Origin of the sequence: Paenibacillus agricola (assembly GCF_011440305.1) — a bacterium.
In the GTDB taxonomy this organism is placed as follows: domain Bacteria; phylum Bacillota; class Bacilli; order Paenibacillales; family NBRC-103111; genus Paenibacillus_S; species Paenibacillus_S agricola.
In genome coordinates this window covers 831,430-848,118 of sequence record NZ_JAAOIW010000001.1, presented here as the reverse complement: position 1 = coordinate 848,118, position 16,689 = coordinate 831,430, and the positions used below count along the sequence as shown (strand labels likewise).

Annotated in this window: 14 protein-coding genes; 12 read left to right on the top strand and 2 right to left on the bottom strand. The window is 45.6% G+C overall.

Annotated elements, in window-relative coordinates:
- The first annotated feature begins 40 nt into the window (after nt 1–40).
- The 4 genes from metE to G9U52_RS04010 all read left to right on the top strand — a co-directional run bounded on the left by metE (nt 41) and on the right by G9U52_RS04010 (nt 5,581).
- Nucleotides 41–2,335 (top strand): 5-methyltetrahydropteroyltriglutamate--homocysteine S-methyltransferase, encoded by a 2,295-nt coding sequence (metE, locus tag G9U52_RS04025; protein ID WP_166146720.1) that lies wholly within the window; start codon nt 41–43, stop codon nt 2,333–2,335.
- A 218-nt stretch (nt 2,336–2,553) separates the two neighbouring features.
- Nucleotides 2,554–3,426 (top strand): phosphotransferase, encoded by an 873-nt coding sequence (locus G9U52_RS04020; protein ID WP_166146408.1) that lies wholly within the window; start codon nt 2,554–2,556, stop codon nt 3,424–3,426.
- Nucleotides 3,427–3,518: 92 nt separating this feature from the next.
- Nucleotides 3,519–4,091 carry a TetR/AcrR family transcriptional regulator gene (locus G9U52_RS04015; RefSeq protein ID WP_166146406.1) on the top strand — a complete coding sequence of 191 codons (573 nt, stop codon included), beginning with the start codon at nt 3,519–3,521 and terminating at the stop codon, nt 4,089–4,091.
- 59 nt (nt 4,092–4,150) lie between these two features.
- The gene (locus tag G9U52_RS04010; RefSeq protein ID WP_166146404.1) at nt 4,151–5,581 is read left to right on the top strand and encodes a DHA2 family efflux MFS transporter permease subunit; all 1,431 of its coding nucleotides are present in this window, start codon (nt 4,151–4,153) and stop codon (nt 5,579–5,581) included.
- Between the two features lie 701 nt (nt 5,582–6,282).
- Here the strand turns inward: G9U52_RS04010 and G9U52_RS41280 are convergent.
- Entirely contained in the window at nt 6,283–6,474 is a 192-nt protein-coding gene (locus G9U52_RS41280) for a hypothetical protein (protein ID WP_207952764.1), read from the bottom strand.
- Between the two features lie 177 nt (nt 6,475–6,651).
- Between G9U52_RS41280 and G9U52_RS04005 the strand changes: the two genes are divergently transcribed.
- The 5 genes from G9U52_RS04005 to G9U52_RS03985 are packed head-to-tail and all read left to right on the top strand — an operon-like array spanning nt 6,652 to nt 12,134.
- On the top strand, nt 6,652–7,269 hold the full coding sequence (locus G9U52_RS04005; RefSeq protein WP_166146402.1) for a hypothetical protein: 618 nt from the start codon (nt 6,652–6,654) through the stop codon (nt 7,267–7,269).
- 21 nt (nt 7,270–7,290) lie between these two features.
- Nucleotides 7,291–8,439, top strand: a complete 1,149-nt coding sequence (locus G9U52_RS04000) for a glycosyltransferase family 4 protein (protein WP_166146400.1) — start codon at nt 7,291–7,293, stop codon at nt 8,437–8,439.
- Between the two features lie 2 nt (nt 8,440–8,441).
- Nucleotides 8,442–9,440 carry a phosphotransferase family protein gene (locus tag G9U52_RS03995; RefSeq protein WP_166146398.1) on the top strand — a complete coding sequence of 333 codons (999 nt, stop codon included), beginning with the start codon at nt 8,442–8,444 and terminating at the stop codon, nt 9,438–9,440.
- Complete coding sequence (locus G9U52_RS03990) at nt 9,437–11,362, top strand: polysaccharide deacetylase family protein (RefSeq protein ID WP_166146396.1); 1,926 nt, start codon at nt 9,437–9,439, stop codon at nt 11,360–11,362. The genes G9U52_RS03995 and G9U52_RS03990 overlap by 4 nt, the downstream gene beginning before the upstream one ends.
- On the top strand, nt 11,355–12,134 hold the full coding sequence (locus G9U52_RS03985; RefSeq protein WP_166146394.1) for a HipA family kinase: 780 nt from the start codon (nt 11,355–11,357) through the stop codon (nt 12,132–12,134). Before G9U52_RS03990 ends, G9U52_RS03985 begins: the two co-directional genes overlap by 8 nt.
- Before the next feature lie 34 nt (nt 12,135–12,168).
- On the opposite strand, the gene G9U52_RS03980 is transcribed toward G9U52_RS03985, so the two are convergent.
- Nucleotides 12,169–12,777, bottom strand: coding sequence for a hypothetical protein (locus G9U52_RS03980; RefSeq protein ID WP_166146392.1), 609 nt, complete (start codon nt 12,775–12,777; stop codon nt 12,169–12,171).
- Nucleotides 12,778–13,278: 501 nt separating this feature from the next.
- On the opposite strand from G9U52_RS03980, the gene G9U52_RS03975 reads away from it, so the two are divergent.
- The 3 genes from G9U52_RS03975 to G9U52_RS03965 all read left to right on the top strand — a co-directional run bounded on the left by G9U52_RS03975 (nt 13,279) and on the right by G9U52_RS03965 (nt 16,679).
- Nucleotides 13,279–14,223 (top strand): ABC transporter permease, encoded by a 945-nt coding sequence (locus tag G9U52_RS03975; RefSeq protein ID WP_166146390.1) that lies wholly within the window; start codon nt 13,279–13,281, stop codon nt 14,221–14,223.
- Nucleotides 14,224–14,245: 22 nt separating this feature from the next.
- A complete protein-coding gene (locus G9U52_RS03970; protein WP_243767105.1) occupies nt 14,246–15,112 on the top strand; it encodes a carbohydrate ABC transporter permease in 867 nt (288 codons plus the stop codon).
- A gap of 73 nt (nt 15,113–15,185) precedes the next feature.
- Entirely contained in the window at nt 15,186–16,679 is a 1,494-nt protein-coding gene (locus G9U52_RS03965; RefSeq protein ID WP_166146388.1) for an extracellular solute-binding protein, read from the top strand.
- Nucleotides 16,680–16,689 lie beyond the last annotated feature (10 nt).

Sequence of the window (16,689 nt, the reverse complement as noted above, 5' to 3'; positions counted from 1 at the left end):
TGTATGAAAAGGATGTACACAGGTGAGGGAGATGCAGATGATGGTAAGAAGCAGCGTTTTGGGATATCCGCGAATTGGCATAAACCGGGAATGGAAAAAAGTACTGGAATTATTTTGGGCAGATAAACTTGAAGAAACCGACCTTCATATTCAATTGCAGGAGATCCGCTTGAATCATTTGCGGAAGCAGCAGGAAATGGGTATCGACATCATCCCTGTTAATGATTTTAGCTATTATGATCATATGCTGGATACAGCAACGATGTTTGGCATCGTTCCGAAACGATTCGCCTACGAGGGCGGAGCCGTTCCGATTCACGTTTATTATGGCATTGCAAGAGGGACGAAGGATGCGGCGGCGAGTGAGATGACGAAGTGGTTTAACACCAATTACCACTATATCGTGCCTGAGCTGAATGGAGCGGAGCCGGTGCTTACGGAAAACCGTCCGCTGCTAGCCTACCGGGAAGCCAAAGAGAAGCTTGGCATTGAGGGCAAGCCCGTTATCGTTGGACCGCTTACGTTCCTGAAGCTTTCCAAAGGCTATAAAGCTGCGGAAACCGATGCTTGGCTGGATCGCCTGCTACCGCTTTATGTGCAGCTGCTTCAAGAGCTTGCTAGCGAGGGCGTTCAGTGGGTGCAAATGGACGAACCCATTTTGGCAACTAAATTGAGCGCGGATGATGTGCTTCGCTTGAACAAGATCTACGAGACCATCGCTGCACAAGTTCCAGCTTTGAACATTATGCTGCAAACCTATTTTGAAGCTGTCGATAATTATAGCGATATCATCGCGCTTCCTGTTAAGGGAATCGGGCTTGATTTTGTACATGGCCTCACCGGCAATCTGGTGGCAATCCAGGTATTTGGCTTCCCGGCAGATAAGGTGCTGGGAGCGGGTGTCATTGATGGCCGTGGCATATGGCGGGCATCGCTTAATGGCAGGCTGGATCTCCTGCAGGATCTGGTCGAGCTGGTATCTGAGGATCGCCTGATCGTGCAGTCGTCCTGCAGCTTGCTGCATGTGCCTGTATCGACCGAACGGGAGACGAAGCTGCCGTCCGAGCTGAAGGATGCACTTGCTTTCGCTGATGAGAAGCTTAGCGAGCTTGTGCTACTTGCCAGAGCCGTCTCCTCCGGCAGATCCGAAATCAGCCGTGAATTGGCGGATTGCGAACGCGCCCTGCAAGCACTTAAGCTGTCGAAGGCACGGAACCGCCAAGACGTGCAGGACGCCGTAGCTGTGATCAGCGCCCAGCAGGTAGAGCGCCAGCAGCCTTTTGCCAAGCGCCATATCGCCCAGCAGGAGAAGTGGCAGCTTCCGCTGTTTCCGACGACGACGATCGGCAGCTTCCCGCAATCCGTAGAGGTGCGCAAGGCTCGCCAGCTATGGAGAAAGGGCGAGTGGAGCCAAGAGCAATATGCTGCCTTCATCCGCGAGCAGATCGATATTTGGATCAAGCTTCAAGAGGAAATCGGGCTGGACGTGCTAGTGCATGGCGAGTTCGAGCGGACCGACATGGTTGAATTCTTCGGCGAGAAGCTTGAAGGCTTTGCTTTCACACAAAACGGCTGGGTGCAATCCTACGGCTCCCGTTGTGTGAAGCCACCGATTATTTTTGGCGATGTAGCGTTTAAGGAGCCGATGACCGTTGAAGAAACGGTGTACGCCCAGTCGCAAACCTCACGCCCTGTTAAAGGCATGCTTACCGGGCCGATTACGATTCTAAACTGGTCGTTCGTCCGCGAGGATATTACCCGCGAGCAGGTGGCTTACCAGTTGGCTTATGGGCTTCGTCAAGAAGTAGAAGCCTTGGAGCAAGCCGGCATCGGCATGATCCAGGTCGATGAACCAGCGGTTCGTGAAGGGCTGCCGCTCAAGGAAAACGAGCATGCGAATTATTTGGCATGGGCGGTCAAAGCCTTCCGCATGACCACATGCACGGTGCAGGACTCCACTCAAATTCACACGCATATGTGCTATTGTGAGTTCCACGATATGATCGACTCGATCGAAGCGATGGATGCCGATGTCATCTCGATCGAAACCTCCCGCAGCCATGGCGAGATGATTCATGGCTTTGAGCTGAATACCTACAAGCTGGGTATCGGGCTTGGCGTCTACGACATCCACAGCCCACGAGTGCCAGCGGTGGAAGAAATGACCGATATGATCGACCGTGCCTTGAAGGTACTAGATCCAAAGCTGTTCTGGATCAACCCGGACTGCGGACTTAAAACTCGTGGCATGGATGAGACCGTCGCTTCCTTACGCAATATGGTCGAAGCGACCAAGCTCGCCCGTGAGAAGTATTCCGTATCCGTATCCGTGTAACATGGAGCAATGGCTGGAAGCCCAAGTATGGGCAACTTATTGAATGATTAATGAATTTGAATGATTAATGAAAAGTCGTGTAAATTGCGGCTTTTTTTTGCTGTTTAACAGGTGGGGATCTTCCTATATAGTTGATTACAACCAAATATTATCTTGAACTTTCTTCAGAGCCATCCTATGATCGAGGTAAATAAAGCTCATGCTAAGGGGAGTACCTTATGCTAGAAAAAGTCGATATAAACAGCATCACCCAAATTCTTCGTGAAAAAGGCTTTATCGATAACACTGCGTTAGAGCTTCCTAATAAGAGCGGGACTACTGACGGGCTTGTTTACATGCTTACCGAGCATAACGAAGCCAAATACGTTGTGAAAATAGATCATCCGCAACAAATTGCGTTGACCGAACAATTTCTTCATACGTATCGGCACATAAATCTTGTACCTGACGTTCTTTATACCGATCCTGAAAAAGCTTTTATCGTGTATGCCTACATACCGGGTACCACTCATTATAATCGCGGTTCAAAAATCAAATGGCTTGCCATTTTAGTGAAAGAGCTGTTCAATCATTACGAAAGATACATCCAACCCAAACAATGGGGAAGCCTGGAAAAACCGGTGCGAACTTGGCGTGAATGGAATGTTCGGAGCTTGGTGGATACAAGAAATCATTGGGGCAGCCTCTTATCCATCGAGGATTATAAAAAAGTGGAATCCATTGTTAAGCGCATCTCAAAAAACGAAGGGAATGAAGCCGGATTTTTGCTGCACGGTGATACGGGTGTCCATAATTTTGTGTTTCATGAACTCAGCTTAGTTGGAGTTATCGACCCTTCGCCAATGATCGGTCCTTTATTATACGATTTTACTTATGCGTTTTGCTCCTCACCAGACGATCTTGACCTTGAAACGTTACTTGCAGCATTCGCTTTGCTTGGTCACGAACCTATCGACAGGTCCAGGCTTATTGAAGAGGTCATCTTTCAGCTTTATTGCCGCATTGGTATCTGTCTAAAATGGCATCCGCAGGATTTGGAAAGCTATTTAAGTGCTTGGGCCTATTGGAAAAACTTATCCATTAAGCTTTAATACTTCAATAATAAAACCTTGAATAACTTATCTTAATAATATATTATAGTAGACCAGTCGTTATAATTTTATAAAAGTAGGTGTTTTCAGCTATGGTAGACAAAAAAAATTCTAGAGACACTCTTATTGAAGCTGCTTCTAGACTTTTTCGTTTACGAGGATATTATGGTGTTGGACTAAATGAAATTATTGAGGAAAGTGGTATACCTAAGGGCTCGCTATATTATTATTTTCCAAAAGGGAAAGAAGAATTAGCGATTGAGGCGATTAATCATACAAAAGAGATGGTTATTAGCAAGATTCAAGAGGTATTTGAAAGAATTGAAGATCCTATAGAAGCCATGCAGGCTCTTATTTATCAATTATCCGAAGTGATTGGGGAAAGTGATCATAAATTAGGCATGCCAATTGGAACAATAGCGAGTGAAAACTATTCTACAAGTGAACCGATTAGAATTGCTTGTCAGTTAGCTTTTGAAGATTGGCAATCACTTTATAAAAAAAAGCTTATTAGTTCGGGATACAGCGAGAAGCAGTCTAAGGAGGTAAGTATAATCGTTAACGCACTAATAGAAGGTGGTATTCTTTTATCTATCACTTCAAAAAGTGGAAAACCTCTCCAAGTCATTGCAGAACAGATGCCATTATTGTTGATTAAAAAGTAAGCCCTTCGGACAACTTATTACTAACCTAGATCGACCCGAAATTATTGGAGGAATTATTCATGTCAACAACGGCAGCACAGCAGCAAAAACAAGTCATTAAAACGACCCCGATCTTGATTTCTTTTTTAATTGCAGGGTTCATTGGATTATTTAGTGAGACAGCTTTAAATATGGCACTTGGAGATTTAATACAAGTATTTCAAGTCAGTTCTTCTACGGTTCAATGGCTGACAACAGGTTACCTATTGGCATTGGGGATATTAGTTCCGGTTTCTGGCTTATTGATTCAGTGGTTTACTACACGCCAATTATTTATGACCTCACTGGTCTTCTCTATAATAGGAACGTTAATCGCTGCACTAGCTCCAAGCTTCAGCGTCTTAATGCTTTCTCGCGTTATTCAAGCAATAGGAACCGGCTTAATGTTGCCTCTTATGTTTAATACTATTTTATTGATTTTTCCGATTAATAAAAGAGGAGCAGTTATGGGACTGATGGGTTTAGTCATCATGTTTGCACCCGCTATTGGACCTTCTATATCAGGTTTAATTATTGAAAATCTCAATTGGCACTGGATCTTCTGGGTCTCTTTACCGTTTCTTGTTCTCGCTTTACTATCTGGTTTAATGTATATGCAGAATGTCTCTACAATCACTAAACCAAAATTAGATATCCTATCCATTATTTTATCGACCATTGGTTTCGGCGGAGTTGTATATGGCTTCAGCAGCGCAGGTGAAAATGGCTGGGGAAGCACTATCGTGATTGCCACAATTGCTGCAGGCCTTGTATCACTAATCTTGTTCTCTCTAAGGCAACTAAAAATGAACAAACCGATGATTGATTTACGCGTATTGAAATACCCCATGTTTACATTAGGTCTATTAGCTGTATTTATTACCTTTATGGTGATCTTGTCTAGTATGATTCTTCTTCCCTTATACTTACAAACGGGGCTGGCATTAGCTGCGTTTTCAGCTGGACTTGTTCTTTTACCAGGTGGTGTACTGAATGGTTTTATGTCACTACTAACTGGTCGTATTTTTGACAAATATGGTCCCAGAGGATTGGTTATTCCCGGATTTATTATCATGATTGTGATGTTATGGATACTGTCAAACGTCACAACCGAAACTTCTATCTTTTCGGTGATCGTCATGCACTCACTACTTATGGTTGGCGTGTCTATGGTAATGATGCCTGCTCAGACAAATGGGCTAAATCAATTACCGAAAAGCCTATATCCTGATGGAACTGCTTTGATGAATACATTGCAACAAGTATCTGGAGCCATTGGTACAGCTGTTGCTATTACAATCATGTCAGCTTCACAAAAAAATTATCTGAAGAATGTGACAGATCCATCTGACCCATCAACACTTAGTGCTTCATTAACCGCAGGTGTTCAAGATTCATTTATTTTCGGTCTAATCCTTGCATGTGCAGGTCTGATTCTGTCTTTTTTCATTAAATCATCTCGCGTTAAGTAAGAACAACTAACCTATTCCATGCATATCTGTCATTAAGGAGCTGTGCCTATAAAAGCGCAGCTCCTTATCTATTCTGATTCATAGGCTCACGTCTCGAGCAAAGGATTGCCGCCTTCTTTATCATCTCGCCGACTCGATTCCTTGTCCGATTTTGAATTTGCTCTGATGCAAAACTCTGAAAACAGTCACTAAACTAACAAACTATTATAAGTTTTCTACTTTTCTGTTTTCACAGCAAATGGCGAAGAGCCTAAAAAGCTTTAGACTCAATATCCTAGTATCTGTCAACCAACTTTAACAAGCAACATAACTTACCATAGGGCATTAATATAGAGAATGTCCGCAGCAGAATCAACAGATTATGCATTCGGAGCTACCTTTTGTCCAAACAAAGCGTGACTTATATCTGTTTGACCTGTTCAACAACGGCTGGAACCCCATACCCATGTCCTCGCCACCGCACAAATATATGAGTTTAGACAAGGACCTAGCCGCAGGCTGGGTTTTTCTTATTTTTTTACTAAAATAGGTTTTAATAACCGGTAGTCACCACCGCCAAGTATTTCGCGCTCTGGCAGGCATTGTCCGAAATTATGGGTGCCGCTGCCGCTGGCATCATCAAACTCATGACGGATTTGGAAACAGCGTAGTTGCCACAGAGTGTCTTAGCGCCTTACCACGCATGTGACTACCGTGACGCGCTAAACCGAATGGACCGGTGCAAACAACTGTACGCCCCCGAACGCTTTCATATCACCCGAGGAGGGCGAGCGCTGTACAATCGATCTGGAATGGTTATCTACAGAGTAGCCCGAGCCGCATATGCTGGGTGGTGTCACGATAGCATCTCTGTTGGAGATCGGGCGGCGTGGAACAGGTCGTGAGATGCTCATTTGCTATATATACGCGCTACTAGAATCTACTCTACGATATTTTGAAGCCGGGAGCCGGGTGTGACCCTTTATATTTTCTTAACAATCTATATTTAATAGATGAGCGCCGTTTCTTTGATAACGAATATATCATACGCTGTATGGATCACATGTAAAGAGAGGAAAGGATGATAAAATATGCAGAAAGCACGCGGAGAAGACGCGGAACTGGTCAAAAAAATCAAAAGAGTAATAGTTAGGAGAATCGATCCAGTTGACGAAGTGGAAGTGGACAATCCTACAGACCTTCCTTTGATAGCCAAAGAAAGAAAGTGTGCCGTGTTCCAATTGGATGAAACACGGTGTGTGAAGATTTTCCGAAAAGCGGGCAAGGCGGAAAAAGAATTTTTCCTTCTGCAAAGAGGAGCGGCACACGCCATCACACCGAATGCGTACGAGTACGGCCCATTGTTTGTAGTTATGGATTTGATGCCATATCCAACGGCGGAGCAGTACATCCAGACGAATGGGCTAACCAAAGAATTAGCAAGCGGCCTGCTGCATTTGCTCAATGCCTCTAGAACAATTGGATTTACCGGAGGTCATGCACCGCGGGATATTTACGTCATGCCGGATGGCACTCTGAGAGCAGTCAATATAAGCGATAAACGTCTTCCGTTGGGCTACCCGCCGAAAAAACTGCTAAAAGGGCTTGGGATGTTGGCGAATGACTTTCTCCAGCACGTGAAAGAGCTGGATCCGGTGATATACGCTCAGTGGACAAGTCATCCAGAGTTGAAACAGACTTCAAACTAAACTGCTAGAAGAGGTGTTTCTATGAAAATTGCAATGATTTCCTGGGAGTACCCTCCACAGTTCTCAGGTGGCTTAGGCATTCACTGTCAGGCGCTCGTCCAGGAATTGGTCAAACAGGGGGTGTTCATCGATTATTATCTCCCGAGTTCTGTCCATACCGAGTTTGATATCCCGGACGGGATGGTCATACACCGTGTGGACATTGATCAGCCGTTCCCTGCGTATTTGCCAAGCGATAATATTATATGGAAATCTGTCGAGCAGTTTCGAGTCGGCCTGGAGAAAATTTTTCGTCCTGAGGGCGTAAATCTGATCCATGCCCATGATTGGATGGGTGTCCATGCTGCGAAATCAATTAACGAACTTTACCATGTTCCCCTTTTATGGACGGTACATTCCACAGAATATGACAGGGCAGTGGGCTTGTCGCCACATCCCGGGATTGTGGCTATCGAGCAAGACGCAGTACAATCCACAACCCACATCATCACAGTTTCTGCCCGCGCCAAGGCGACTCTGGAGGCGAATTACAATGCGAATCCTGGTGCTATCTCTGTTATTTACAATGGGATTGAGATGGCGTACTTTCAAAATTCTCTGAACCGTGATTACAACAGAACAGACGGGAATGTATTATTCCTAGGCAGAGTAACCGGACAAAAGGCTCCCGATGATTTCTTGCAAGCCGCGCGGTTGGTGCTGGCAGAACGAGACGTTCGCTTCATGATAACAGGAGACGGTGAAATGCTAGGTCCCCTCCGCAGACGGGCACGCAGTTGGAAGATCGATAAGCACGTTACGTTCACGGGCACTTTGACCGGAGAGCCGCTGCTGGAATGTTACAGAAATGCTCAAATTTACGTACTGCCATCGATTTCAGAGCCATTCGGTATTACGGTATTGGAAGCCATGGCCTCTGGCGTTCCCACAATTATAACGACTACAACAGGAGCCGGTGAAATAGTGCAGAATGTGCACCGTGTAGAACCGAGAAGCCCCGGCCAATTGGCAAAAGCAATCCTCAAGCTACTGGATAACCCTGATCTGCGAATGGCCTTAGCCTTAGAAGGAGTGAGGGAAGTGCGCCAGTTCTCGTGGAAAGCAGTGGCCGATCAAACCCATCAACTTTATTCCCATCTTGTCGGACAGCTTCAACGAAAGGAGCCCTAACTATGGCTAATGAAAATGAGACTGTATTTAGCCCTACGGCAGAGGTCGGTTCTGCTTATGCAGCGAGTTTTCCAGGTGAATCACGACGGGTGATGTCGATCGACCTGGTGTCCAGTATGCCCAAGATGAAAAAATGGATATTGGAATATGCGCTAACCAGCAGAGACGAGACGGGCGTGAATATGCATGAATCTGTTATCGCCAAAGTATTCTCTGATCCAGAAAAAGGAACCGCCAGCTATCACTTGATGCAGTACCTGTGGAGCAACAGCATGAGCGAGGATCCTCAATATACTCTGGTACGACCCATCTCGTACATTCATTCTTTAAATTTATTGCTTATGTCCAAAGCTCCCGGGCGTACCGTAAAGGATTGGCTGTACGAAACAGACAGATGGGTCGAAGTTGCAACGCAAATCGCTGTCTGGTTAATCCGGTTGCATCGAGTGCCCCTAATGCAGAGCAGTCAAACGAAAAGGACAAGAGCAGATGTTGATTTGTCCCGTTTTGTCACAGAATTGAGTGACACTGTTCCGGAAAAAGAGGAGGCATTCCAAACATTCGCGGCTCAACTGCTGCATTATCATCATGCTAATCCTTGGACAGGGACGCCTGCCATGCTCCATGGCGATTTTCATATCAAAAATGTATTTTGGGACGGCAGCATTGTTACGGCGATTGACTTTGATCACCATTTTATTGGCGATGCTGCCTGGGATGTAGCTTACCATGCGTGCCAAATGCAACTGAGCGCGTATTTCAATAAAGGCAATTTCAATTACTTTCAACCCGCCGTGAAAACATTCATCGAAGCTTACCTAAGCAGTGTTCCCGATAGTGAACGCCAATCGTTCCTGCAGCGCCTCGACTTTTATCGTTCCCGTTCATTATTTGAAAGCCTGCACTATGAAGTATGCGTGTGCAAAACCGGTGCACTGCATATAGTGGATCCCTTCCTCCAGGAGTGCGAACAATCTTTGCAGGGGAAAGGTTTCGTGTGAGCACCATCCGCGTTCCTATTGCTATTGTCCATCATGGCAACCAGTATTTGATCACTAACGGATACTTGAACCGCCCGGGAATCGCGGAAACAATCGGGTTGACGGACGGTTCTTCCGGTTTAAGAGCCGTTCTTGATCTACATTGTCGGTATGACATCCCCTTCCACCTGCATATCAGCGGTACTTTTATCGAAGCATGTGCATGGTATGACCCGATTTTTCTAGAGGAGATTTCGGATCTATGGAAAGCCGGGCTGGTTGAGTTGATAGGCTCGACATATTCGCAAAATATTATGACGTTGTCCGACCGCGAGTTTAATCGGTGGCAATTGGAGGAGGAACTGCGGCTGTATCAGACTTGGTTGGGTGTAGATCCGTCCACGGTGAAGGGATTTTGGATCCCTGAACGGGTATGGGATACGGACCACTTGGCAGCAACAGTTACAGATACAAGCCTCTGCAACGGGGGGTTCCGCTATATTTTGGCTGATGATCGCTTACTTCTGCAGGGGGCTGAGCGTTCCCGTTTTGACCAACGCCGCTCTTTTGATTCACACCTATATAAGCCGTGTTCGGTGCAAGGAACCACCGGGTTGATCGCACTTCCGTTATCCACCGAGATGAGATTGAACGTACCTTTTCACGCCGTGGCGAATGAAGCGAAGCTAGATACAATAATAGACAGCTTACTGCAAGCGACGGCAAGCGGACAGACTACGGTCGCCATATACGGCGATGATATGGAAAAAGCGGCGGGTATCCCACCGATGTGGTCCTCTAACTCTATTGAACAATATCAACGGTTTTTGCAATGGATAAAGGGGAGGCAGGATGTCGAACCTGTATTGCTTGGTGATTGGCTCAAGAACTCTCTCAGCATGCCGGTTCGAACCGTTGGGCCAGGCACCTACCTAGAACTGGCCGGGCGGTTCGGAGCAGGCGAAGATTACTCTGGGTGGGCGGGATCGGCCGCTTGGGCTCCATATAAAAAAATGCTTCAGCAAGCTTGTGACACAGTCTCTCATGCCCACCAGCATGGCACAGCATCCAATATGCTTGAGCTGGCGAAGAAGCATGTGATGGCATCTGCCTATGAGACAGGTTGGCACGATCCTGTCACTTCTTGGGCAGACGCCACACCTGCGCCGTGGGCACGAGCGCTTGCCAGTCATGCTCGTGCTGCGTATGTACTACTGGAGGCCGCCCGCTGGGAGCAAGACACAGAACAACCGGATGTGCTGCAGATGAGGGTGGAGGATATAGATGGGGATGGCTACGAGGAAGTGATCTTGCGGAATCATGTGTTTGCGGTTGTAATCACACCTAGACATGGCGGACGGATTCTTTATGCATTTTTTTTTAGGGCAAAACAGGGTCGCCTGTTTATAGGTAATCCATCAGATGACTGGAACTTGCTTGAGGAACTGAACTGCTTCATGGACAATCCTATGAATCATCCGGGAGCTCTCGCAGATTATGGATTCGAGCATGATCTATATGAAATCGAAACTGCTCATTCTGCAGAAGGTTCTCTGCTGGAGTTGGTGCTCGTTAACAGACAAGAAGATAGTGCCGCTTATGGTTTAAGGAAACAGTTTACACTGAAAAAAGGGGAAAGCCGTATAAAAATCCGTTACACTCAGGTTCCCCCTGCCATATTGCCTCTATCGACAGATATAGGGCTATCTCCCGACTACCTGCGGCTGCTGCGCGAGGGACAAAAGTCAATTACTTCATATCAGGATGGGGGGAAACGGGGATTCCGAAGCTGCAGCCTGCTTGCTTGGGTTTATCCGGAAACGGCAGACGTGCGATGGCGTATTCCCCGCGCCCCAGTTTTCGGCCATGGGTTCTGTATCAGTTTGTCCATCGCTGCCGTGGATGGATCATTTTATCTGGGAGCTGATGCCACAGATGAGTGAAAGTTTGCTTCCCGTGCAACACACGGGTTCAATCCCCATCGGCTACTCCAAGCCGCAGCTAACACTTTTGAGTGACGGCCTCACGTATGCCGTGAAGTTCAAGAACAATCCTTCCGGCACGCGAGTGTTGGTCAACGAATATGTCGCAGCAAGAGTGGCACAGCTGCTATCTCTACCTGTACCGTCTTTTCAGATCGTCCACATTTCTGATGATTTCATCAAAAACAACCCAGCATTAGCTGACCACGACTTTACGTCTGGGCATCAGTTCGCCAGCTTATATATTGAAGGCTGTACTTTTTTTTCAGCTGACTTGCTCCGTACGGACGGCATATCGATCACTAATCCCGAAGTGTTACCCGGAATGATAGTATTCGATTTCTGGCTGAGCAACACGGATCGGAAAGAAAAGAATGTCTTAGTAAAGGCTGACGGGAATGGCGGACATTATATTTACATGATCGATCATGGTCGCTGCTTTGCCGATTCGAACTGGACCACAAAATCACTGAAAGAAATCAAATCGAGGCTCAATTTGAAAGTTCACCAATGGTGCTTCCACCACCTGGGAGGCAAGGAAGGGCTGGCTTCTTATGTGGAACAGATTGTATCGCTGCCGGAGGGAGAAATTCGTCAAATTGTCCAGTCGATTCCTCAGGATTGGGATGTAACGGCCGTGGAAAGAGAAGCTTTGTGCGTGCATCTGATGAAAGCACGAGAAAAGCTGCCTGCCATCTTAGCTGAATTCATAAAGAAAACAGGTTCTGCTTGAAAGCAGAACCTGTTTTCTTCGTGTTTACCACATGTTATCTCAGTTGACTCATTACTTCTTCAAATTCCCAATGATTGCTCCAATGCCCGTACCATTTGGGACTCAGTTCACGGACAAAATTGACAAAATCATGCCCGTACATTCCCATATCCCCTATTAACTTCTTCGCTAGGTACACTGGAGTCGGTTTAATCATATGGACGACATCGATAACTTTCATGCTGTCTCCTGGCATTATGAAAATATGGCGTGCAGAATGGTCAAATCGATTAAAACCAACTTGCTCAAACGTATCCAGCAGGGTCACAAGCCTTTCGGATAGTTCTCTAGTCATACCATTCTGTTGTATATAGTCAAATAGCGTTGGTGCCGTCAAGTATTCCATCACGATAAATTGAGTGTCCCAATAATAGATTTCAGGGCAAATTCCCGCTTTTGCTCCTAACTTCAGGGTATGCAGTTCTCGCTGACAGCTTTTACTATGATAATAGATTTTAACACAGCGCCGTTCATCGATTTGAAACACGGCCCCCTGCTTTCCTTTACCGATTAACCTAAAGCCGTCCGGATTCTCGATCTCTATCACCGTCTCGGGCTTCCATACGCGAATCTGATTCACTTTATGCAGTAGATCTTCTGTCATTCCAGTCTCACTCCTTTGTCATTTTATTAACAGTATATGAAGCAAGACCAAGCCCAGGAACGGTATTTATGTAGTAAATCCACATTCTAGTAATACAAAAATAGTTCTGGCCTAAAGCCTGAGCCCTTAAGAAGTGGCAGTTAACAAATAAGGCTGAAAAGAGGGCAGGCGTGTGGGATGGAAAGCTTGCGGGCGGGCCGTCTTTGAAGTCGTGTCCCCACCACCTCGTCTAATAAAAAGGGACACGACTTCAACAACGGCTGGAGCTCCACATGACTGCCCTCGCCCACGTCCACCGCAGGGGTTTGCAACAAGGTTTGCAGTAAGGTTTTGCCCAATCAACCACCGCCCACGCAAGCTCCCAGGGACGGTTTTTTTGCTTTTTCCGCGCATCAGGTCAAATAAGTTGCTATTAAAGATATAAAACTGGGGTACGAATGGTAACGCATACAAGGTATAGTAGAACTATCAAACAAGTACAGTTGCAGAGGAGTGAAATCGATGAAAGCGTCTACGTCCACGGCATCAGCAGCGAAAGCGCCCCAAAAATCAAAATGGTTTTTGTGGAAATATTGGGATTTGTATCTGATGGTGCTGCCGGCTCTTGTATTTTTGATTATCTTTAAATATGCGCCGATGTACGGAATCGTTATCGCATTTAAAGACTATAATATCATTCAAGGCGTTATGGCCAGTAAATGGGTAGGTCTTCAACATTTTCAGGAGCTGTTTGCTTTTGATGAGTTCACCCGGGTTGTGCGTAACACATTGTTAATTAGTTTAATGAAATTAGTTTTAGGATTCCCTGCTCCGATCTTGTTAGCATTGTTGCTTAATGAGATCAGATTGGCTGCTTTTCAACGTACGGTGCAAACGGTTACTTATTTGCCTCATTTTATTTCATGGGTTGTTGTCGGGGGGATGGCTGTAGATTTGCTTTCTCCGAGCAGCGGGATTGTGAACAAAATCATTGAAGCCTTTGGCTTCGAACCGATTTTTTTCCTATCAGATGAGCGTTGGTTTCGTTGGATTCTAGTATTGTCCGATATATGGAAAGAAGCTGGTTGGGGTGCTATTGTTTATTTAGCGGCATTGATCGGAATTAATGAGGAATTGTTTCAAGCAGCGACAGTGGATGGAGCAGGTAGATTTAAGCAGATATGGCATGTTTCATTGCCCGGGCTTACTTCGACAATCGTTGTTCTGTTACTGCTTCGCTTGGGTCATGTGCTTGATGCCGGATTTGAGCAAGTATTGGTTATGTACCATCCTGCTGTGTACGACGTGGCGGACATCATTGACACGTATGTATTCCGGGTAGGGCTAGGTACGATGCAATTCGGTTTAACAACGGCAGCTGGACTATTCAAATCGGTAATTGGCTGTGTGTTACTCATCCTAGCGAATATGTTAGCAAGAAAGATGGGGGAAGAAGGAGTATTCTAACAATGGAAAGGTGGTGGTCCCGTTGATACGAAGTAAAGGTGAATTTGTATTTAATTATTTTAATGTCTTCTTGCTGTCACTGGTTTCATTATCCATGGTCTTGCCGTTTATTCATATAGCTGCCAAGTCGCTCAGCAGCGAAGCACATGTGCTGGCGAAAGATATCCTTCTGTGGCCTAGAGGCTTTAACACGATGTCGTTTGAGTACGTGCTTACGAATAAACAGTTTTTTTACTCCTTTTCCAATTCGGTTTTTATTACGGTTGTTGGCACATTGGTCAGTATGGCGTTGACGATATTGGCTGCTTATGCATTATCCAAAAAAATACTACCTTATGGTCGTGTCTTAATGCTGACGTTCGTCATTACGATGTTTTTCAGCGGGGGTTTAATTCCAACGTATCTCGTAGTGAAAGAGATGGGCTTGATGAATTCGCTGTGGTCGTTGATATTGCCTGGAGCCATAGCGCCCTTTAATTTGATTCTGATTCGTAACTTTTTTATGGGTGTACCGGAATCGTTAGAGGAGTCGGCCCGAATAGATGGAGCTTCTAACTGGCGTATCCTTTACTCGATCTATCTTCCATTATCCAAGCCTGCTTTGGCTACGGTATCGATGTTTTATGCCGTTGGATACTGGAACAGCTTCTTTCAGGCGATGATGTATATTTCAGAACGGCGTTGGATGCCGTTGCAAATGTTCTTGCTGCAGTTGGTGTCGGATGAGAAAACAGCCGATACAGCACTCAATGATATTTTCAGAGAGATTACACCTGAAACGATTCGTGCGGCGGCCATATTATGCGTGGTCATTCCGATCTTGTGTGTATATCCGTTTATTCAGAAATATTTTGTAAAAGGGATTATGCTGGGAGCGGTGAAGGGATAGACAGCTTATCCTTTTGCCCGGCCTTCATATATATTCAAACATTTTATGTTTTTTAAAACAGGGAGGGTTTAGAATGAATAATAAAAAAACAGCGTTAATCAGTATGTCCGCTTTACTTGTTATCGTGGCTTCTGGGTGCGGCAGCGATGCAGGAACGGAGAAGCCAAGCGGGTCGGCTACAACTGCGAACAAAAATAAAGATGTAAGCATCATGATGTCCTATCACGCATCCTTGGAGCAGTTCCAAGGATCGGACAATATGAACAGCAACAAGTTGATCAATATAATTAAAGAAAAATCAGGAATAAATGCGAAATATGAGGCGCTGCCGAAGGACAATCCGGGCCAGAAGGTTTCCATTATATTAGCATCGGGGGATGTTCCGGATCTGATGCGGATTACTGGAAAGTCCGACTATTTCAAGCTGGCTCAGCAGGGTGCCTTCGAACCACTGGATGAATTGATCAAGTCCAGTATCCCGAATTTAAACGCATACCTTACGCCGGAAATTATGGATTCTACCCGATTAGACGGCAAAATATACGGGATTCCACACCGCGTGGCGCAGAAGGTAGGTGCTGGTATTCTTATGCGGTCCGATATTACCAAGGAATTGGATCTGAAAGATCCGGTAACGGTTGACGACTTTTATGCAACGCTTAAAACCATTAAGGAAAAGAAAAATCTCGCTGGTTTGACGGCGGCTGCCGCTAACCCAGGAGCATTCACCACTTCATTCCTCCCGTTTGCATCTGCCTACGGTGTCGACACCAGGACCGTCGTGAAGAACGGCAAGCTGGAGTTCTCCGTGCTTCAGCCGGAATATAAAGAATTTTTAACGACAATGAAAAAGTGGTACAGTGAAGGACTGATTGACCAGGAGTTCTCGATTAATAAAGACGTGAAGGACAGGATGATCAATGGTACATCGGTATTCAGTACGAGCTATTGGGCAGATGCATTTACGATTGACAAGTCGATGAAAGATAAAAAGACTAGCGGAACCGTGAAGTATATTACTCCTATAACAGGTAAAGATGGTCAATCCGGGGTTCCTGAGGAAGCAGTTGTAGGCGGCTCCTACTGGGTTATTCCTAAGCAAGCGAAAAACAAACAAGGAGCAGCTGAATATTTGAATTATGTTATCGGGCCGGAAGGCGATCAATTGTTGACCTACGGAATTGAAGGTCAAGACTTTAAAATGGAAAACGGCAAACCTGTACAGACAGCTGAACAAAGTAATGCGATTAATTGGCGCACACTGTATTTCTTTGGGGATACCGATCCAAGCTTCTTTGCCAGATTGGGAGCGAAAGGCTTCTTGCCTTTCTATGAACCCCTTATTCCATTCAAGCGGAACCGTGAAGAAACGGTGTTCTCACCTTCTGTAGAAGCATTTGATTCCAAATCTACTGAATTGCGAAACTTCGGCGAAGAAAACTCATTGAAATTTATTATGGGCAAACGGAGCTTGGATGAATTTGATAAGTTCGTACAAGAATACAATGCTAAAGGCGGCAAAGCAGCTATTGATGCGATGAATGAATGGTATACGAAGAAAAAATAACCGGCAAGGC